The organism is Chromobacterium sp. CCUG 30098 (assembly GCF_059916605.1).
In genome coordinates, this window is the sequence record NZ_JAUCGS010000012.1 from 71,708 (window position 1) to 89,471 (window position 17,764).

Genomic DNA, 17,764 nt, shown 5'->3' on the forward strand with positions numbered 1-17,764 from the left:
AACGCCTAACGCCGGCCCCGTCCGGCCCCACCCCCAAGCAGGAGACCGTCATGACCACTTCCACGCCCCGCCGCAGCACCCGCGACTACCAGCAACTGGACGCCGCCCACCACATCAACGCCTTTCTAGACCAGAAAGCCCTGAACCAAGAGGGCCCACGGGTGATGGCCGAGGGCCGGGGCGTGTATCTGTGGGACACCGACGGCAAGCGCTACCTGGACGGCATGTCCGGCCTGTGGTGCACCCAGGTGGGCTACGGCCGGCAGGAGCTGATTGCCGCCGCCGCCCGGCAACTGCAACAGCTCAGCTACTACAATGTGTTCTTCCACACCACCCACCCGGCGGTGAACGAACTATCCGAGCGGCTGTTCTCCCTGCTGCCCGGCGACTACCGTCACGTGATCTACACCAACTCCGGCTCCGAAGCCAACGAGCTGCTGATCCGCTGCGTGCGCCGTTATTGGGACGTGATGGGCAAGCCGGACAAGAAAATCTTCATCGGCCGCCACAACGGCTACCACGGCTCCACCGTGGGCAGCGCCAGCCTGGGCGGCATGAAGTTCATGCACGAGATGGGAGACCTGCCCATCCCCGGCGTGGAGCACATCGGCGAACCGTACTGGTTCGCCCACGGCGGCGGGCTGAGCCCGGAAGCGTTTGGCCGTCAATGCGCGCAAGAGCTGGAAGACAAGATCCTGGCGCTGGGCGCCGACAAGGTAGCCGCCTTCGTGGCCGAACCCTTCCAGGGCGCCGGCGGCATGATCTTCCCGCCGGACAGCTACTGGCCGGAAATCCAGCGCATCTGCCGCCAATACGAGGTGCTGCTATGCGCCGACGAGGTGATAAGCGGCTTTGGCCGCACCGGGGAATGGTTCGCCCACCAGCATTTCCACTTTCAGCCGGACACGCTCAGCATCGCCAAGGGCCTGACCTCTGGCTACATCCCCATGGGCGGCCTGGTGCTGTCGCGCCGCATCGGTGAAACGCTGGTGGAGCAAGGCGGCGTCTTCGCCCACGGCCTGACCTACTCCGGCCACCCGGTGGCCGCCGCCGTGGCCCTGGCCAACCTGGGCGTGCTGCAAGACGAAGGACTGGTCGAGCGCGCCAGGACGGACACCGGCCCCTATCTGCAAACCTGCCTGCGCGAGGTGTTTGGCCAACACCCGCTGGTGGGCGAAATCCAGGGCGCCGGCCTGGTGGCGGCCTTGCAGTTCTGCCGCGACAAAGCCACGCGGCATCGCTTCGCCGACGAAACCGACATCAGCTGGCGCTGCCGCAGCATAGGCTTTGACGAGGGCGTGATCCTACGCTCCACGCTTGGCCGCATGATCATGGCGCCGGCGCTGGTGATCAGCCGCGGCGAGATCGACGAACTCATAGACAAGACCCGCATCGCCGTGGACCGCACCGCGGAGGAGATGGGCCTGCGCTAGAGGAACAGATGAGCGCGCGGGCGCGGCGCTCAACCGTCGTCGCCCAACAAGCGTAAACACAGCTCGCGCACCGCCTCCGCCTTGCGCGTCAGCCTCAAGGCCTGCGGCCAGGCCAGCATGATGGGCAACCGCGGCACCTCGTCGGCAATGTCCAGGCAGGCCAGCTTGCCGCCGCCGTAAGCCAGGTCCACCTCCGGCCGCAAATTGAGCAAGGCGTAGCCGAAGCCCGCCGCCACCAGCCCGCGCGCCAGCTCGAAATTGATGGTGCGCAGCCCCACTTTCGGCTCCAGCCGCTGCTGCCGGAACAAGGACAGGAAATACTCGCGGCTGTGCGGCAGGTCCAGCAGTACCAAGGGCTCCGCCGCCAGCTCCGCCAGCGACACCTTGCCGCGTCCGGCCAGCGGATGATCCCCCGCCACCAAGGCGTAAGGACGCGCGCCGGACAGCGGCAGCTTGTGCAAGCCTTCCGGCAGCCCCAGGTCGTAGGCCAAAGCCAGCTCGATCCGCCCGTCCGCCAGCGCCTCCCGCAGCTGCCGGGCGTCGCCCTCCAGCAAATCCACTTCCAACTCCGGGTGAACGTCGCGCAAAGCGGACAACAGCCGCGGCAGCAAGATGGGGGCGATGGTGGTGAAACAGCCCAGCGTCACCCGGCCGCGCAAGGACTGACTGATCTCCTGCGCTTGCGGCGTCAAATCCTCCGCCTGCTTCAGCAACTGACGCGCGGCGGCGATGAAGCTGCGCCCGGCCGGCGTCAGCGACACCCCGCGCGCGTGGTGGCGCATGAACAGCTGCAGGCCGAACACCTCCTCCAGCTGGGCGATGGCGCTGGACACGCCCGGCTGCGACGTGTGCAGCGCCTTGGCCGCCTCGGTGACGCTGCCGTGATCCGCCACGGCGACCAGATAAGCCAACTGCCTCAGGGTGTATTGCATAATTTAAAATTATTCAATGCAGAAGATATAACTATTTTCCGTATCCAGCCTGGCTTCGTAGACTGCCCTTGTCAAGCACGCAACAGGAGGCGTCAAGATGGCAATCGACAAGACAGACACGCTGATCATCGGCGGCGGCCAGGCCGGCATCGCCATCAGCGAACACCTGAGCCGCCACGATGTGCCCCACATCGTACTGGAGCGCCACCGCATCGCCGAACGCTGGCGCAGCCAGCGCTGGGATTCACTGGTCTGCAACGGCCCGGCCTGGCATGACCGCTTTCCCGGACTGGAATTCGCCGGCCTGGACCCGGACGCCTTCGCGCCCAAGGAACGCGTGGCGGACTACCTGGCCGCCTACGCCCAAAAAATCAACGCGCCCATCCGCACCGGGGTGGAGGTGCTGAAAGTCAGCCGCCACCCGGACCGGTCCGGCTTCATCGTGGAAACCTCGGCCGGCGCCTTCCAGGCCGAACGCGTGGTGGCCGCCACCGGCCCCTTCCAACAGCCCGTCATCCCGGCCATCGCGCCCAAGAACGACGCGCTGTTGCAAATCCACTCCGCCCACTATCGCGCGCCGGAACAACTGCCGGAGGGCGCGGTGCTGGTGGTGGGCGCCGGCTCCTCCGGCGTGCAGATCGCCGACGAACTACAACGCGCCGGCAAGCGCGTCTATCTCTCCGTGGGCGCGCACAACCGCCCGCCGCGGGCCTACCGTCAGCGCGACTTTTGCTGGTGGCTGGGCGTATTGGGCGAATGGACCGCCAGCGCCCCCAAACCGGACGCCGCCCACGTCACCATCGCCGTCAGCGGCGCGCGCGGCGGCCACACCGTGGACTTCCGCGCGCTGGCGCATGAAGGCCTCACCCTGCTGGGCAGCGCCCAAGCGTTTGAGCGCGGCGCGGCCCGTTTCGCCCCGGACCTGGCAGACAACCTCGCCCGCGGCGACGCCAACTACCTCGCCCTGCTGGCGGCGGCGGACGCCTATATCCAACGCAACAGGCTGGATCTGCCGGAGGAGCCGGCCGCGCGCCATATGCCGCCGGACCCGGAATGCGTGACCCGCCCCATCCTGGAACTGGACCTGGCCGCGGCCGGCGTCGCCAGCATCGTCTGGGCCACCGGCTACGCCGCGGACTACAGCTGGCTGCAAGTCCCGGCCTTCAACGAACAGGGCCAGCCGCAACACCAGCGCGGCGTGTCCAGCGAATCCGGCGTCTACTTCCTGGGCCTGCCCTGGCTGTCCCACCGCGGCTCCTCCTTCCTCTGGGGGGTATGGCACGACGCCCGTTTCATTGCCGACCACATCGCCATCCAACGCCAATACGCCGCCTACCGCGACGCCGGCCAACGCGCACAAGCTTAACGGAGCCCGCCATGACCCACACCCGCATCCGACCGTTCAACACCCGGCAGACCTACCCGGAGCAAAAACTGGACAACGACCTATGTCAGGCCGTGGTGGCCGGCAATCTCGTCTTCCTGCGCGGCCAGATCGGCCAGGACCTGGACAGCCGCGAATCCGTAGGCATAGGCGATGTGGCCGCCCAGGCCGAACAAGCAATGGCCAATGTCAAACTGCTGCTGGAAGAAGCCGGCAGCGAGCTGGGCGACATCTGCAAAATCGTGATCTACCTCACCGATCCGCGCTACCGCGAAGCCGTTTATCTGGTGGTGGGCCGATGGCTGAAAGGCGTCTACCCGGTATCCACCGGCCTGGTGGTATCGGCGCTGGCGCGCCCGGAATGGCTGGTGGAAATCGACGTCACCGCCGTCATCCCCGAGGAGCGCCGCCGATGACCTTCTCCATTGCAGCCCGCTGCCGGGACAGCGGCATGGCGGGCGTCGCCATCGCCTCCTCCAGCATCTGCGTGGCCAGCCGTTGCGCCCATGTGCGCGCCGGCGTGGGCGCCGCGCTGAGCCAGAACGTCAGCAACCCGCTGCTAGGCCCGCTGGCGCTGGAACTGATGGCGACAGGCGGCGCAGACGACGCGCTGCGCGCCGGCCTGCTGGCGGCGGACCCTCACCTGGAATGGCGGCAACTGGTGCTGGCCCCGCTTCAAGGCCGGCCGCAAGTCATCACCGGCCGGCACGCGCTGGGCCTGCATGGCGCCGCCACCGGCCGAGACTGCGCCGCCGGCGGCAACCTGCTGGCCACGGCCGAACTGCCCCAAGCCATGGTGGCCGCCTACGAGGCCGCCGGCGGCGGCCTGCCGGAACGCCTGCTGGCGGCGCTGCAAGCCGCGGTGGACGCGGGTGGAGAAGCCGGCCCCATCCATTCCGCCGGCCTGCTGGCCACAGCCGATACCGCATGGCCGGCCGTCAATCTGCGCATAGACTGGAGCGACGGCCAGCCGGTGGCGGAACTGGCCGAGCTGTGGCGCCGCTACCAGCCGCAGATGGACGCCTATCTTGCCCGGGCGCTGACCCCGCAGCATGCGCCCAGCTACGGCGTGGCGGGAGATCCATGATGCAACGCTACAGCTCGCTGGCCATGCTGGAGCGGCTGGTCGGCTTCGACACCGTCAGCCACCGCTCCAACCTGGAACTGATCCACTTCGTGCGCGACTACCTGGCCGGCTGGGACATCTCCAGCCAGCTGATCCGCAGCGAAGACGGCGGCAAGGCCAACCTCTACGCCACCATCGGCCCCGCGGACCGGGGCGGCGTGATGCTGGCCGGCCACACCGACGTGGTGCCGGTGGACGGCCAAGCCTGGAGCGGCGACCCCTTCCGCCTCCAAGTACGGGAGCAGCGCGCCTACGGCCGCGGCAGCGCCGACATGAAAGGCTTCATCGCCGCCGTGCTGGCCGCCGCGCCGGACTTCGCCGCCGCCGGGCTCTGCACCCCGCTGCACATTGCGCTGAGCTACGACGAAGAAATCGGCTGCATCGGCGTGCGCCGGCTGCTGGACGTGCTGGGCGGGCTGCCGACCCTGCCCAGAATGGCCATCATCGGCGAACCCACCCTCATGCGCGTGGTGGCCGCCCACAAGGGCAAGCTCGCCTACCATGTGCGCCTGCGCGGCAAGGCCGGACACTCCAGCCTGCCCCAAGCCGGCGTCAATGCCGTGGAATACGCGGCGGAACTCATCGTCTTCATCCGCCAACTGGCGCGCCGGCGCGCGGCAGAAGGCCCGTTCGACCCGCTCTACCCCGCGCCCCACACCACCCTGCACGTGGGCGCCATGCGCGGCGGCAGCGCGCTCAATATCATCCCCGAGCACGGCGAGTTCGAATTTGAAATCCGCCACCTGCCGGAAGACGAGCCGCAAGCGCTGCTGTCCGCCATCATGGACTTTGCCCGCCAACAACTGCTGCCCGCCATGCGCGCGGTGGACCCCGACGCCGACATCGTCTTCACCGAACGCAGCGCCTACCCCGGCCTGCTCACCGCGCCGGACGCCGACGTGGTGCGCTTCGCGCAATCGCTGCTGGGCGACGCCCGCGCGCCGGCCAAGGTTTCCTTCGGCACCGAAGCCGGGCTGTTCTCCCAACAAGCCGGCATCCCCGCCGTGGTGCTGGGCCCTGGCAGCATCGCCCAGGCACACCAGCCGGACGAATGGCTGGCGCTGGAACAACTGAGTGCCTGCGACACCCTGCTCGCCGCGCTGCGGCGGCGGCTGAGCGAGCCCGCTCCCTGCCCCTAATCCGGCCGCGTCGGAACCTTCCCGCGCTTGCGGGGGCCTACCACGCTTACATCCCGTTCCGGAAAGCCCCGCATGAACCCCGATACCCCACAAGCCCAGCGTCTGAACGCCTCCATCGCCTGGGCGCACAGCCGCCCGGACGTGGACGCGCTGATCCTCACCGGCTCCTTTGCGCGCGACGACGGCAGCGCCGACATTCACTCCGATCTGGACCTGGAAATCATCGGCCCGAACCCGGCGGCGCTGGCCGCGGACGACGGCTGGCTGCGCGACATCGGCCCCCTGCTCACCGTGCTGCGCCTGGGCGAAGGCCAAGCCTGGCCCACCCGCCTGGCCATCTACGGCGACAGCGTCAAAATCGACTTCACCCTGGCCGGCCCCGCCCGGCTGCACGCCATGCGCGAGCATGGGCTGGACCCGCTGTACCAGCGCGGCTACCGCGTGCTGCTGGACAAAACCGGCGCGGCCCAAGACCTGCCCGCGCCGCAAGGCCGCCCCGCCGCGCCGGCCCTGCCTTGCGAGGAGCGCTTCCGCGAACGGGTGGAGGAATTCTGGTTCGAAGCCTTTCACATCCCCAAATACCTGGCGCGCGGGGAGCTATTCGTCGTCAAATTTCGGGACTGGACCATGAAGGAACTACTGCTGGAAATGCTGGAATGGCACGCCCACAGCCGCCCCGGCGCGGCGGCGGACTGCTGGCATATCGGCACCCGGCTGCAACACTGGGCGGAGCCTGAACACTGGCAGGCGCTACATCAAGCCTTTGGCCGCTTCGACGCCGCCGACGCCGAACGCGCCTTCCACGCCACCCTGCGGCTGTACAGCCAAGTGGCGCGCGAAGTGGCCACCCACGCCGGCTTCGACTACCCGGCGGCGGTGGAGGCCGGCATCCGCGACTTGATCCGCGCGCCGGCCTAAACCCACGCTCCCGCGACGCCCCCTTGCCCACGCGCCGCGCCAGGCGGCGGATTTTCCGTGGGCTTGACCTTTGAGCATGGTTAGATAGAATTCCCTATCTTTCAGGCGTTCGCTTCCGTCCGCCTGTCTTCAGTCCAGCCACGCGCCTCCTCACAGCGGAAGCGCGCCAGCCAAGCCATACAAGCCAAGCGCCGCGTCCCCCGCGGCCAGATACTTTGTCAGGAATAAGATGCGTATCCACGCCCTTCTGCTGCCGCTAGCGCTATACAGCGCGGCAGCCTCGGCGGATTCATTTTCCCCCTCTCACCCGGCGTTCAAGCAAATCCACCAATCCATAACGGACAGTTTGCGCATGCAGCAACAACTGATGCGGATGCCAAACCCGCCCGATATGTTCAAGAGAGAGAACAAAGAAGCATCGCCGCCTCAGGACGAGGTGGAGAAGGTTGAGCGCCGGCAGGCTGAGCCGGTGATGACACCGCAACAGCAGCCACGCCCTGATGAGCAGGCGAACAGCGATTAAATCGATGGCCTTTTCGACATCGCCCGCGCCGGCGCGCGGCAGACATTGAACGGGCTCTTACAACGGGGCGGTTTCGCTGACTTCATGCTGAAACACATAAGGATCGGACAACAGCTCCAACTGCTCATCGTCCGGGTAAGTGACGGCGATATGGTAGTTGTCGCCGGCAAACGCCTTGACCGCCTCCAGATCCCTCCAGTAAGTCGCCAAAAAGAAATGCGTCCACTCCCCCTGCTCTTCCTGGCGGACAAAAGCCCCCAGGTTGCCCGCAATGCTTCTGGAGTGCTGGACGCCGGTCTGTTCCAGGTGCGCGGCAAACCCCGCCTCATGCCGCCGCGGCACACAGCCATGCCATGTTCTGACAATCATGTTCAAGCTCCGTCTGAGATGGAACGATCGATTCTAGCCCGCCGCCGCCAACACCCCCAGCCGGCTTGCTCCGCTCAGCATGCCAGCTGAAACGCGGCCGCCGCGCCTTGACCCTGCCCGCATAGTCGGCAACAATCCCCGCGTGCCGCAAAAACACGGCATCGAGATTGGCATCTCGAAACGCCTGATGACCCAAGCATGCGCGTCAACGCGCATGCTTGCGCTTTGCCATGCTTTAACGGCAGGTGCATGGTGGGAGAGCGCTACGCGCTCGCCGGGGTTCGTCAGGCTCGGTAATGCCAATCCCATCACGCGCCTGCCAAATCCTTTCCTGGATAGGCAGCTTGTTAATCTTGTTTCATCGCAGGAGTAACGACATGCCGCAATCTCTCTTCCCGCGCCGACGGCGCTACCGCACCCCGGCCCTAGAAACCCAGGAAGTCCTGCTGCCCTTCGTCATCCGTCTTCCCGGACGCACCTATCCGCATTACTGGCACATGCCGTCCGCGCCGGCCACCCCCGCCCAGGCCCAGGCCTACGGCCGGGAATGCGCCGCCCACCTGCTGCAATGGTTCAAGGACAACCCGGCTTACGTGGGCCAGGGCCTGCTCAGCCGAGTCGCCCGCGACATCGACTTCAGCCGCACCGAGCAGCGCGGCTACTGGCTGGGCTTTTTCAACCACCTTGAGCGGCTGATCTCGCTCAGCGCAAGGCGGATGAATGTCTACGCCTACACCGACCATCAGCACCGGATGATGGACGCGCAGGTGGAGCGCTCCTTGCTGGAGCGACAGGTGTTGAAGAAGAGTCCGTAAAGGGAGGCCCCCGGCGGGAGCTGGGGGCATGGGCTTACTAAGCGGGAAAAAACGGCTTCCTGCCCAAACAAGCATCCGGCGGCCATGCGACAGCTAGCTCGCCGATACGGCAATAAAAAAAGCCGGTCTTAAGACCGGCTTTCTCATTTACTCGACATCTATGCATACGCAAAAAGCCCCATACGGGGCTTTTTTATTGCAGCGATAATGCTTAGAGCGGCTGGATCGCGGTTGCAGCCGGGCCTTTCTGGCCCATTGCTCGGGTGTAGCTTACTTTTTGACCTTCATGCAGGGACTTGAAGCCGTCTGCGCGAATTTCGGAAAAGTGAGCGAAAAGATCATCGCCGCCATTGTCCGGGGTAATAAAGCCAAAACCTTTTGCGTCATTGAAAAATTTAACGATACCAGTTTCCATAATTCACTCCTTGGTGTTCAGATTAAGGGCAACAAATTGCCTGAAAGCATGATAGTCAAGGAATAGATAAGGAAACAAAGCAGACCAACTTGTATGGACAACTGAGGTATCGATAGATATAGCGCTTGAAAATCGCGACAAGAATACTCGCAAAACACCGGCTTGGTCAATAGCAATATTTGAATTTTGCAATTTGAGCAGGAATTTGTTGCCAAAAAGCGAGCAGTAGCCAATGAATCGCCCCTCCTTTCCACACCTCTAGAGCCTCACACTAGGCCCTACAAAGAGGCTTCATGGGCAGGTAGCGTTCCCCGAAGAGTTCGAGATTGAAACATCAAACAGGTCACTGAACGCGACTACCCCGTCGCCGACGTCGCCAGCCGTCTCGGCGTGCCTACCCACAGCCTGTATCAATGGCTGAAACGCTACGACCCCTTTGCCAAGGAATCCGGGTAAGGCATGCCTTCATCCAGGCCCACAAGCAACAATTTCCAGTTCGACGACTGCGTCATGTCTGTGCACCCCAGTGGCTACTACGCCTGGAAAGCGTCCCAGCATTCACCTCGTGCCCGCGAAGACCAGCGTTTGCCGGGGCAAATCAAGCAGGCTTGGCTAGAGAGTGGCGGAGCCTATGGCTACCGCAAAATGTATGACGACCTGCGGGCACTGGGCGAGCGCTGCGGCAAACATCGTGGGCACTGCTGATGAAGCAGGAAGGTCTGCGTTCGCAAACAGGCTATCGCCGACGCCCTGGACATTTGACAGTGGCCGTCCGGTGGTGGCCGTACCGAACTACCTGCAGCGCAGGTTTACCGTGGATGCGCCAAATAAAGCCTGGGTGACCAACATCACGTATATCCGCACACATGAGGGGTGGCTGTACTTGGCGGTAGTGCTGGACCTGTTCCTGAGACAGGTCATTGCCGGTGCATTCCGACAAGGGGAGTCAGTTCCAACTGGCAGGGCTCCTTGAAGGTCCATCGCGTGGCACCCAGCATGAGTCGGCGCGGGAACTGCCACGACAATGCTGTAGCGGGGAGTTTCTTCCAGCTACTGAAGCGGGAGCGTATCAAGCGAAAAGTCTATCACTACTGAGAAGCAGCTCGGCGGGACATCTTCGATTACATGGAGATGTTCTACAACCCGAGGTGCCGGCATGGTTCCGCAAATGGGCAATCGCCGATAGCGTTTGCCTAGAGAAGCCGGACCGATTCACCGGCCATGGCTTCGCCATCTTCATGGCCAGTGTTGTTGCCCTCCGTCCTTCCTAGCTCCGATGCAGCTTCTCTTTGGCGTTGAGTCTGCAATGCGACGCTCAGCCGTCATTGGTCAACCGGACATGAACTTCTGCTTTAGCCGATTACCTGCCAAATCTTCATCTGGGAGGTGCCAACTTCACCAAAACTGTCTTTCGACAGACTGATGACCAGCAACCGGCTCATACATAGTTTCTGATATACCCAAATGAACACAGGTGCACGACGGTGTGGGCCGTACATGCGCAATAACTACAAAGCGGGACAGGTTTTGGAGGCTGCGGTTGAAGTCAGCCTAGCCTTCCATATAGGGCAGTACGCAATGCAGGTCTGGATTTGTAGCTCAGGACTTGTTGTGACGCCGGTTCTTGCATACCACACGGAGAACTGGTCTCGTTAGCGGCATTCACCTTGGTATTCCCAGGCCATAGAGAGCCAGCCCTGATGCCGTTCCCTGCAGACAATATCGCCTTTGAAAAAGCTCACGTCACGGCGTAAGGGAACGTGGATGGCAAGCTCTTCCTTGCTGTGGAGGCCCATGGATTTGGTCTGTAGGACAAAGCTTGCGCTTTTGCCCGACGTGATCTGGACATCCTGCACAATGAATTTTTCGGTAGTGAATGGAGCATGATCGAATACACCATTGAGAACAATGACAGTCAATGTGGCATAAGCAAAAATGGCGAGTGTGAAGAAGTAATTTTTACTGCGCCCCTGCTTGTTCTTTATTGAAACCAACTGAGATAACGCAAAAGAGATCGCCACCAAGATAATCCATACTACCGCATACCTCTCCGGGAGTGACGGCGCAAAATAATGGTACTCGCTGGCTGCCGAGAACAAGAGCAGACATAGAATAGCAATCGAGAACAACAAAATGACACTGCAGTTAACCCTGGCCGCATACTCCCTTTTATCCAGCAGAGATACGGAGAAGAATTTTGTAGAAATTGCCGGCAGCAAAATAGCGACACCTCCGGAACAGATGGCGATGACCGAGTACGCGGAGGGATACAAGGGATATATGGACAGCAGAGTCAGAACAAAAAGTGCAATCAATATAGTTAGATTAACAACCTTGATTAATCGCAATGTTTTCCTTCTCGCCACTGGGGTAGCACCATAGCCGGCATTGGATACAATCAAACTTTGGATAGCTCTCTCATCATTAAATTTGAGATTAGCATGGCGACTGATAAAATCATGAAGCGCATATTTTTCCACATACTCATACGGCCATGAAAAAAGAGAAACGCCCTCACCATTCCCATAGAAATTTATGCAATCCCTTTGCCCCACCCTTTCGATCCTATACCCACAGATATCAGCAGTCCTTATTATTTTTGCGAATAAGATACTTCTAATAATTACTTCGTTTTTTTTGACAATCGTTTTTTCAAAAACAAGCGCATCAATGATGAACATTTCAAGCAAGGGTAGAAGGATATAGGCCGTAACTTTGATAACTATGTCAGCACCACTGGCCCGACTAAGCAAGAAGATGAGCACTAACATGGAGAGCATGAAAAAAACAAACTTTGCACGCTTGGGAAGGGTAATGATTTTTTCGAAGTCCGGCTGCTTGTCCATGCGTGAGGCTCTGCTGCATTGGAATGATAAAGATATATTGTGACGCAGCACACTCAGCCAGCCAAGTAGGAGGGGGCGGCGTCGTAGACAGCATACCCGCCTCCTCTCCCGTCAGCCCCGCCCCTGCCCCTCACCCCCCCGCTTAAGCTGCTCCAACATCTCCTGCCACAGTTCCCGGTACACCGGATTGCTGGCGCCTTCTCCATGTCCGGGGTTGTCGGCGTTGGGGCGGCGTATCGGTTTATTCAGCGCAAACTGGTGGTCGGCCGGGATGCGCATCGCGTTATAGGAAGTGCGGATGAGATCGGCAAAGCGCTCTTGCACGTGATAGGTGCCGAACAATCTGTCCGGCGGCGTGGCGCCGGGAGAGGCGTACCAGGAGGCGATGCGATTGTTGGCGCGCATGTCCCAGCCGCCGGAAAAGTCGATCACGCCTCTGACGGCCACGCGCTTGGCGATATAGGCGGCCATGCCGCCGCCTTGGGATTGTCCGGACAGCACGATCTTGCTCCAGTCCACGGCTTGCTTGTCCAGATACTGTTCCCAACGGCCTTGGGTATCGGTCTTGGCCAGGTAGCGCAGCAGAGCGGTCAGTCTATGGACAATGGCGTCTTTGGGTTTGTCCTGGATCAGCGGGGTGGCGTTTTCCCCAAAGGCGCGCTTCTGGCGCATTTGTGCCGCGCAGTCCGGATTGGTCGCCAGCACCGGCCGGGTGCAAACCTGGGAAACGGCCGGCGTGTCGATGTAGGACAGGATGATGAAGCGGTAGCCCTGAGCCAGGGCGGTGTCGATGAAAGCCTGTTCGCCCACCACGGTGCGCGTGGTTTCGCCGCCGGTTCCAGGCAGGAAGACCAGCAGCGGCGCGTGTCCGCCCCTTTCCGTTGAGAAAACGATGTGCGGCCCGCTGTTCGCCACAATCCCGCCATCGGTATCCGCGGGAAGAATATCCTTGCGGACAGCGTCCGCCCATGTGGCCGTGGCGATACTGAACAGCAGCGCCGCCGCGGCCGTCTTGCCAGCCCATTTCCAAACTGTCATTGCATTCCTCGCATCTTCAATAAGAGCGGCTAACAAACTCAGTTTCACGTCTGAGGCCAAGCGCGCCGCGCAGGCAGTACTTTGAGTACGGCAAGTCGGCGCAACGCGGCATCAGGGGTTTGTCAGCCGCTCTGTAAGTGGGTTGAATTGCCCCGGCTGCCTTGGGCCTACGTGAGCCCTTGGCTAGTTTTCTCAGAACCTGTTCAAAGTCTGCTGCGCTTCAGCGATACGGCGTTAAAAACAAGCTCAAAATGCTCATGTACCACCTGTACATTCCGCTTTTTCGCTCGTTTTCGCCTTGTCTCGCCCTTGCTCGCGAGACTTTGAACAGGCTCTAAGAATCGGTTTACGATCTGCTGCGCGTCGGCGATACGGCGTTGAAAACAACTTCAGAATGCTCATGTACCCCTTGTACATTCCGTCTTCTCAGCCGCTTTCGCCTTGCCACGTTCTGGCTTGCGAGATCGTAAACACGCTCTCCGACTCTACTCGCGCTGTCCTGCGCGCAAAAGCGCGGCAAGGCGGATTTAGGCCAAGAATTTGTTTACAATTGTTTACATCGAAAAGTTTAAAAACAGCAAGACAAGGCACAGACCGTTGGACAAGCGGAAGGTAGGCACGGCGGGGTCTTCATCAAGACTTCAGGCGCGCATCCCAAGGCACGTCCCGCACGCTGAGTATCCGGCAGGCGCCGGCGTCCGGATGGAGGGGATTGAGCAGGTAGTTGTGGGCGTTGGGGGCCACCGCGCTGGGCACTTGCAGCGCGGCGGAGGCCTGACGTTGCAGCCAGTGGTGGCCCAGGCCCTGGGTGAGCGCGGGTTGCAGGGTCCAGTCAGCCGGCAGGCTGGCCTGGTCCAGCGTCTGCACCAGCCGGTCCGGCAGTTCCACTTGCAGCAGGGTGAAGGTGGCGGGCAGGACGGCCACTTCCAGATGCACCAGCGCTTCCAGCATGGCGCTGGCCGGGTGGTCCGCCAGGTAGACGATGGGCTGGCCGGCGGGATGCCAGCGGCCGGGCCAGCGCAACCCGCCCAGGCCCTTGAGGTCTGCGTAGCGGCTGATGCGCCAGGCAATCACGCCGCGTAGCCTTCGTTGGCTTGGGCGATCAGTTGTTCCACCAGCCGCGCGCCGGGCTCGGTATGGGCCATATCCAGCGGCGATTTGCCCTCAAAGCGGTGCAGCGGCTTGCGCAGCCATTGGGCGGCGGCGTCCTTATCGCCGAACAGGTCTTCCGCCAGCAGCAGCAGCTTGGCCACGCGCACGCCGCGTTCGGATTCCTCGGTGTTCAGCGTCTGGCCCTTCTTGATGCGATGGGACAGGGTGCGCGGCGGGATGACGAACTCCAGTTCGCCGCGGCTGAGGCCGGCGTCCACCAGGCGCTCCAGCATGCCGGTGTCCACGCCCAGCTCCACCACTTTGGCCACGTCGAAATCGTTGAGCATTTCCTGCCCCACCAACACGCTCAGTTCCTGCAACAGGCTGTGTTCCACCATGGGCGGGACCGGTGTCTCCGGCACGAATACTTGCAGCGCTTTCATGGCCCCTCCTTGATTTGGCAATTTGCTCATTTATTATCGGCATTTTGCCAAAACAAAACAAGGGCGCGGCTTGGCCGGCTTCCCTCTTCTGACTCTAAGAGCCGCTAACAAAACCTCGCAGAGAACCTGAGCCAAGGCGCGCCGACGCAGGCAGTACAAGTAGTACGGCAAGGAGGCGCAACGCAGGATCAGGGGTTTTGTTAGCGGGTCTAAACGCAACAGAAGCTGCACGCCGGACGCTTGGATTAGGCCGCCCCAATCTTGACGTTTGAAAGCGGCAATGCGGACTTTATGTCTTTTACATTGCACAGGACATGAAAAAACCTCATATCGGCCCCATGCCCGGCCTTGGCAGCCCGCCTTGCCCCGCTTGCCCGGACATACACCCTATGTTCCCGCTTTGCGATGCAAAAATAACCATTAGGACTATCGGCGCGGCGTGAATTATGATTGCGCCTATTCAATGAACGTCGCACCGCTTCCGCCTCCGCACGAGGAGGGGCGCTGGCATTGAAACACTCCGTCATTCCGGCCTGTGGGCCCGTTCCCGATGTTCCAGAGTCCCGGCCCAAGCTGGAGTCCGTGCCGGCACGAAGCGCTGCGTCTTCACACATTGATGCAATCGCCAATTCATAGGCGTTTGCTATGAAAAAAGATGAATATCAGCGCCTATGGGGGGCATTATGTTAAGTCAATTCACGATCGGGCAGCGCATCGCCGCGCTGGCGGGCAGCCTGCTGTTTGCAGTGGCTCTGGTGGGCGGTTCCGGCTGGTGGTCGCTGAACCAGATGGATGGCGAGCTGACCTCGCTGTTTGACCAGAAAATCGCGTTCCGCTACCAGATGAACGCCATGCAGAGCAATATGCTGCACATCCGCCAGGATGAGAAGAACATCTTCATCAGCATCGGCAATCCGGACAACTCGGACCAAAGCATCCAGACCAACAAGCAGTTGCTGGATAAGCACATCGCCGAGTTCAAGAACCAGGCGGCCACCGCCAAGTCCATGGCCATGGCCGCGGATCACCAGAAAACCTTCGACAGCATGCTGACCGGCATCTCCGGCTACGAGCAGGGCATGAACGGGCTGTATCAGAAGATCGCCAGCGGCGAGATCAGCCGGGCCAATGTCGGCGACGCCGGCATCACCCCGTTCAAGCCCAAGCTCTACGAGGCGCGCGACGCGCTCAACAGCCTGAGCAAGCTGGCGGACGAGTCCGCGCAGTCCGCGGAGGACGCGCTGGCGGTCAGCATGAAGAACACCCGCAATATGATGCTGACCATTCTGGGCCTGGCCCTGGTGGTGGGCGTCGCGCTGGCCTTCGCCATCGTCCGTTCCATCACCCGTCCCTTGCAGGCCATGCAGCAGACCATGCGCCACGCGGCGGAGAAGAACGATCTGACGGTGACGGTGGATCAAACCGGCCGCGACGAGGTCAGCGAAACCGGCCGCGCGCTGGCGCAACTGCTGGGCAATCTGCGCGCTTTTCTGCAGCAGACCCGCGAGGACGCCAAGCAGGTGAACGACACCGCTCACGCGCTGTCCGGCGTGTCCAAGCGCATTGCCGAGGCGTCTCAGGTGCAGACCGACGCTTCCTCGTCCACCGCCGCCGCGGTGGAGGAGATGACGGTCAGCATCAATCTGGTGGCCGAGCACGCGGTGGAAATGGCCGGCGAGGCCAAGAGCAGCATGAACGAGGCGGTGAGCGGCAGCGAGGTGGCCGGCCAGGCTGCGCAGCAGATGTCCGAGATCGCCAGCGTAATCAGCCGCTCCGAGACCATCATCATCGGCCTGAACCAGCGTTCCGATGAGATCGGCAACATCGTGGACGTGATCCACGACATCGCCGAGCAGACCAACCTGCTGGCCTTGAACGCGGCCATCGAGGCGGCGCGCGCCGGCGAAACCGGCCGCGGCTTCGCCGTGGTGGCGGACGAGGTGCGCAAGCTGGCGGAACGCACCGCGCAGGCCACCGGCGAAATCTCCGAAAAAATCAAGGCGGTGCAAGGCGACACCACCACGGCGGTGGCCAGCATGCGCGAGGCCACCGAACGAGTGGAAGCCGGCGTGGCGCTGAGCGGCACGCTGTCCGAGCGCCTGGCCCAGATCCGCGTGCTGTCCACCCGTCTGCTGGAGAAAACCAGCGAGATCGCCGAGGCGATGCGCGAGCAGAGCACGGCCAGCAACGACGCCGCCAAGAACGTGGAGCGCATCGCCAATATGGGCACGGAAAACGGCTTGTCGGTGGAGGAATCCTCCGCCATGGCGCAGCAGTTGTCCGGCCTGGCGCATGGGCTGGATGCGGCGATTAACCGCTTCCGCGCGGATTAAATTCAGAACCTGTTTACGATCTGCTGCGCGTCGTGAAACGTGACACGGTGAGTACCGCTTCGAAATGCTCATGTACCACGAGTACATTCCGCTTTCTCAGCCGGTTTCGCTTTGTCTCGCTCTAGCTCGCAAGATCGTGAATGGCTCTAAAGCTTCAGCCCTTGAACGCCTTCTAAACATCCAGCCTCTCAAGCTTGAGGGCGCGTCCGGCTTGGTCCGGCCGCGCCCTCATGCCACAATCCGGGTTTTCGCCCGCCCTCTTCTCCCATGTCCGTCCTCGAGCCGCTGTACGCGCCGTTCGCCCCCTCTCCCGCCGTGCTGCTGTGGCCGGCGCTGTTCCTGTTGCTCAGCCGCCGCGCCTGGTTCTGGCCCTATGTGGCGCTGTCGCTGCCGGGCACGGTGCTGCACGAGCTCTGCCACTTCCTGGTGGGCTGGCTGCTGCGGGCGCGGCCCAGCCGCTTCAGCGTGTGGCCGCGTCGCAACGGCCGGCAGCTGACGCTGGGTCAGGTGGGCTTCAACCGGCTGACGTGGTGGAACGCGCTGCCCATCGGCATTGCGCCCTTGCTGTTGCTGCCGCTGGGTTGGGGCCTGCTGGCGCTGGCGGCGCGCTGGCCGTGGCTGAGCCCGGCCGCGGCCGGACTGGGCTTTCTGGCGGCGCAGTGCTGGGATGGCTGCCTGCCCAGCAGCACGGACTTGAGCCACGCCAGCCGCTCCGCGCTGGCTTACGGCGCGCTGGCCTGTATCCTGTTTGGCGCTTACGCGCTGCTGCATTACGGTTTCCGCGCGCTGGCCGGACAATAAAAAACCGCCGGTTTCCCGGCGGTTTTGTGTGAATGGCCGTCAGCGCTTAGGCCGGTGCCATGCCCACCCAGCCCTGCGGAATGGACTCCAACAGCTTGCGGGTATAGCTCTGCCGCGGTTCGCGGTAGATCTGGTCCGCGTCCGCCTGCTCCACCAC

At 62.5% G+C, this 17,764-nt stretch carries 18 protein-coding genes and 1 pseudogene; 11 read left to right on the forward strand and 8 right to left on the reverse strand.

What is annotated here, in order from left to right; all coding sequences use genetic code 11:
* The first annotated feature begins 50 nt into the window (after window positions 1-50).
* Complete coding sequence (locus tag QUG03_RS21000) at window positions 51-1,433, forward strand: aspartate aminotransferase family protein (protein WP_500820904.1); 1,383 nt, start codon at window positions 51-53, stop codon at window positions 1,431-1,433.
* Window positions 1,434-1,462: 29 nt separating this feature from the next.
* On the opposite strand, the gene QUG03_RS21005 is transcribed toward QUG03_RS21000, so the two are convergent.
* Window positions 1,463-2,365, reverse strand: a complete 903-nt coding sequence (locus QUG03_RS21005) for a LysR family transcriptional regulator (RefSeq protein WP_500820905.1) — start codon at window positions 2,363-2,365, stop codon at window positions 1,463-1,465.
* A gap of 97 nt (window positions 2,366-2,462) precedes the next feature.
* Between QUG03_RS21005 and QUG03_RS21010 the strand changes: the two genes are divergently transcribed.
* The 6 genes from QUG03_RS21010 to QUG03_RS21035 all read left to right on the forward strand — a co-directional run bounded on the left by QUG03_RS21010 (window position 2,463) and on the right by QUG03_RS21035 (window position 7,455).
* Window positions 2,463-3,731 carry a flavin-containing monooxygenase gene (locus QUG03_RS21010; RefSeq protein ID WP_500820906.1) on the forward strand — a complete coding sequence of 423 codons (1,269 nt, stop codon included), beginning with the start codon at window positions 2,463-2,465 and terminating at the stop codon, window positions 3,729-3,731.
* A gap of 11 nt (window positions 3,732-3,742) precedes the next feature.
* Window positions 3,743-4,165: a RidA family protein gene (locus tag QUG03_RS21015; RefSeq protein ID WP_166454215.1), complete on the forward strand. Its 423-nt coding sequence runs from the start codon at window positions 3,743-3,745 to the stop codon at window positions 4,163-4,165.
* Window positions 4,162-4,836 carry a DUF1028 domain-containing protein gene (locus tag QUG03_RS21020; RefSeq protein WP_500820907.1) on the forward strand — a complete coding sequence of 225 codons (675 nt, stop codon included), beginning with the start codon at window positions 4,162-4,164 and terminating at the stop codon, window positions 4,834-4,836. The genes QUG03_RS21015 and QUG03_RS21020 overlap by 4 nt, the downstream gene beginning before the upstream one ends.
* The gene (argE, locus tag QUG03_RS21025) at window positions 4,836-6,014 is read left to right on the forward strand and encodes an acetylornithine deacetylase (RefSeq protein ID WP_500820908.1); all 1,179 of its coding nucleotides are present in this window, start codon (window positions 4,836-4,838) and stop codon (window positions 6,012-6,014) included. The genes QUG03_RS21020 and argE overlap by 1 nt, the downstream gene beginning before the upstream one ends.
* Window positions 6,015-6,086: 72 nt before the next feature.
* On the forward strand, window positions 6,087-6,932 hold the full coding sequence (locus QUG03_RS21030; protein WP_500820909.1) for an aminoglycoside 6-adenylyltransferase: 846 nt from the start codon (window positions 6,087-6,089) through the stop codon (window positions 6,930-6,932).
* A gap of 229 nt (window positions 6,933-7,161) precedes the next feature.
* The gene (locus QUG03_RS21035; protein WP_107799519.1) at window positions 7,162-7,455 is read left to right on the forward strand and encodes a hypothetical protein; all 294 of its coding nucleotides are present in this window, start codon (window positions 7,162-7,164) and stop codon (window positions 7,453-7,455) included.
* Between the two features lie 57 nt (window positions 7,456-7,512).
* On the opposite strand, the gene QUG03_RS21040 is transcribed toward QUG03_RS21035, so the two are convergent.
* The gene (locus QUG03_RS21040; protein ID WP_500820910.1) at window positions 7,513-7,824 is read right to left on the reverse strand and encodes a hypothetical protein; all 312 of its coding nucleotides are present in this window, start codon (window positions 7,822-7,824) and stop codon (window positions 7,513-7,515) included.
* A gap of 377 nt (window positions 7,825-8,201) precedes the next feature.
* On the opposite strand from QUG03_RS21040, the gene QUG03_RS21045 reads away from it, so the two are divergent.
* Window positions 8,202-8,639, forward strand: a complete 438-nt coding sequence (locus tag QUG03_RS21045) for a hypothetical protein (RefSeq protein ID WP_253315447.1) — start codon at window positions 8,202-8,204, stop codon at window positions 8,637-8,639.
* A gap of 211 nt (window positions 8,640-8,850) precedes the next feature.
* Here QUG03_RS21045 and QUG03_RS21050 read toward each other — a convergent pair whose 3' ends face one another.
* Complete coding sequence (locus QUG03_RS21050; RefSeq protein WP_107799522.1) at window positions 8,851-9,054, reverse strand: cold-shock protein; 204 nt, start codon at window positions 9,052-9,054, stop codon at window positions 8,851-8,853.
* Window positions 9,055-9,379: 325 nt separating this feature from the next.
* On the opposite strand from QUG03_RS21050, the pseudogene QUG03_RS21055 reads away from it, so the two are divergent.
* Window positions 9,380-10,251 (forward strand): annotated as a pseudogene (locus QUG03_RS21055) (IS3 family transposase).
* 455 nt (window positions 10,252-10,706) lie between these two features.
* On the opposite strand, the gene QUG03_RS21060 reads toward QUG03_RS21055, so the two are convergent.
* The 4 genes from QUG03_RS21060 to QUG03_RS21075 all read right to left on the reverse strand — a co-directional run bounded on the left by QUG03_RS21060 (window position 10,707) and on the right by QUG03_RS21075 (window position 14,473).
* The gene (locus QUG03_RS21060; RefSeq protein WP_488906365.1) at window positions 10,707-11,900 is read right to left on the reverse strand and encodes a hypothetical protein; all 1,194 of its coding nucleotides are present in this window, start codon (window positions 11,898-11,900) and stop codon (window positions 10,707-10,709) included.
* Window positions 11,901-12,011: 111 nt separating this feature from the next.
* Window positions 12,012-12,986, reverse strand: a complete 975-nt coding sequence (locus QUG03_RS21065) for a BPSS1187 family protein (protein ID WP_500820911.1) — start codon at window positions 12,984-12,986, stop codon at window positions 12,012-12,014.
* A gap of 585 nt (window positions 12,987-13,571) precedes the next feature.
* Window positions 13,572-14,012 carry an RES family NAD+ phosphorylase gene (locus QUG03_RS21070; RefSeq protein ID WP_235089194.1) on the reverse strand — a complete coding sequence of 147 codons (441 nt, stop codon included), beginning with the start codon at window positions 14,010-14,012 and terminating at the stop codon, window positions 13,572-13,574.
* A complete protein-coding gene (locus QUG03_RS21075) occupies window positions 14,009-14,473 on the reverse strand; it encodes an Xre family toxin-antitoxin system antitoxin (protein ID WP_158274289.1) in 465 nt (154 codons plus the stop codon). The genes QUG03_RS21070 and QUG03_RS21075 overlap by 4 nt, the downstream gene beginning before the upstream one ends.
* A 683-nt stretch (window positions 14,474-15,156) precedes the next feature.
* Here QUG03_RS21075 and QUG03_RS21080 point away from each other — a divergent pair.
* Both QUG03_RS21080 and QUG03_RS21085 read left to right on the forward strand, forming a co-directional pair.
* On the forward strand, window positions 15,157-16,806 hold the full coding sequence (locus QUG03_RS21080) for a methyl-accepting chemotaxis protein (RefSeq protein WP_500820912.1): 1,650 nt from the start codon (window positions 15,157-15,159) through the stop codon (window positions 16,804-16,806).
* A 267-nt stretch (window positions 16,807-17,073) separates the two neighbouring features.
* Window positions 17,074-17,607: a hypothetical protein gene (locus QUG03_RS21085; RefSeq protein WP_500820913.1), complete on the forward strand. Its 534-nt coding sequence runs from the start codon at window positions 17,074-17,076 to the stop codon at window positions 17,605-17,607.
* A gap of 46 nt (window positions 17,608-17,653) precedes the next feature.
* On the opposite strand, the gene QUG03_RS21090 is transcribed toward QUG03_RS21085, so the two are convergent.
* Window positions 17,654-17,764 carry an ABC transporter ATP-binding protein gene (locus tag QUG03_RS21090; RefSeq protein WP_500820914.1) on the reverse strand — a complete coding sequence of 37 codons (111 nt, stop codon included), beginning with the start codon at window positions 17,762-17,764 and terminating at the stop codon, window positions 17,654-17,656.

Bases quoted from the DNA above. Each gene is read 5' to 3' on its own strand.
- argE (WP_500820908.1), top strand. From the start codon at position 4,836: ATGCAACGCTACAGCTCGCTGGCCATGCTGGAGCGGCTGGTCGGCTTC.
- QUG03_RS21010 (WP_500820906.1), top strand. From the start codon at position 2,463: ATGGCAATCGACAAGACAGACACGCTGATCATCGGCGGCGGCCAGGCC.
- QUG03_RS21050 (WP_107799522.1), bottom strand. From the start codon at position 9,054: ATGGAAACTGGTATCGTTAAATTTTTCAATGACGCAAAAGGTTTTGGC.
- QUG03_RS21045 (WP_253315447.1), top strand. From the start codon at position 8,202: ATGCCGCAATCTCTCTTCCCGCGCCGACGGCGCTACCGCACCCCGGCC.
- QUG03_RS21075 (WP_158274289.1), bottom strand. From the start codon at position 14,473: ATGAAAGCGCTGCAAGTATTCGTGCCGGAGACACCGGTCCCGCCCATG.
- QUG03_RS21020 (WP_500820907.1), top strand. From the start codon at position 4,162: ATGACCTTCTCCATTGCAGCCCGCTGCCGGGACAGCGGCATGGCGGGC.
- QUG03_RS21080 (WP_500820912.1), top strand. From the start codon at position 15,157: ATGTTAAGTCAATTCACGATCGGGCAGCGCATCGCCGCGCTGGCGGGC.
- QUG03_RS21035 (WP_107799519.1), top strand. From the start codon at position 7,162: ATGCGTATCCACGCCCTTCTGCTGCCGCTAGCGCTATACAGCGCGGCA.
- QUG03_RS21005 (WP_500820905.1), bottom strand. From the start codon at position 2,365: ATGCAATACACCCTGAGGCAGTTGGCTTATCTGGTCGCCGTGGCGGAT.
- QUG03_RS21000 (WP_500820904.1), top strand. From the start codon at position 51: ATGACCACTTCCACGCCCCGCCGCAGCACCCGCGACTACCAGCAACTG.
- QUG03_RS21030 (WP_500820909.1), top strand. From the start codon at position 6,087: ATGAACCCCGATACCCCACAAGCCCAGCGTCTGAACGCCTCCATCGCC.
- QUG03_RS21015 (WP_166454215.1), top strand. From the start codon at position 3,743: ATGACCCACACCCGCATCCGACCGTTCAACACCCGGCAGACCTACCCG.
- QUG03_RS21060 (WP_488906365.1), bottom strand. From the start codon at position 11,900: ATGGACAAGCAGCCGGACTTCGAAAAAATCATTACCCTTCCCAAGCGT.
- QUG03_RS21040 (WP_500820910.1), bottom strand. From the start codon at position 7,824: ATGATTGTCAGAACATGGCATGGCTGTGTGCCGCGGCGGCATGAGGCG.
- QUG03_RS21085 (WP_500820913.1), top strand. From the start codon at position 17,074: ATGTCCGTCCTCGAGCCGCTGTACGCGCCGTTCGCCCCCTCTCCCGCC.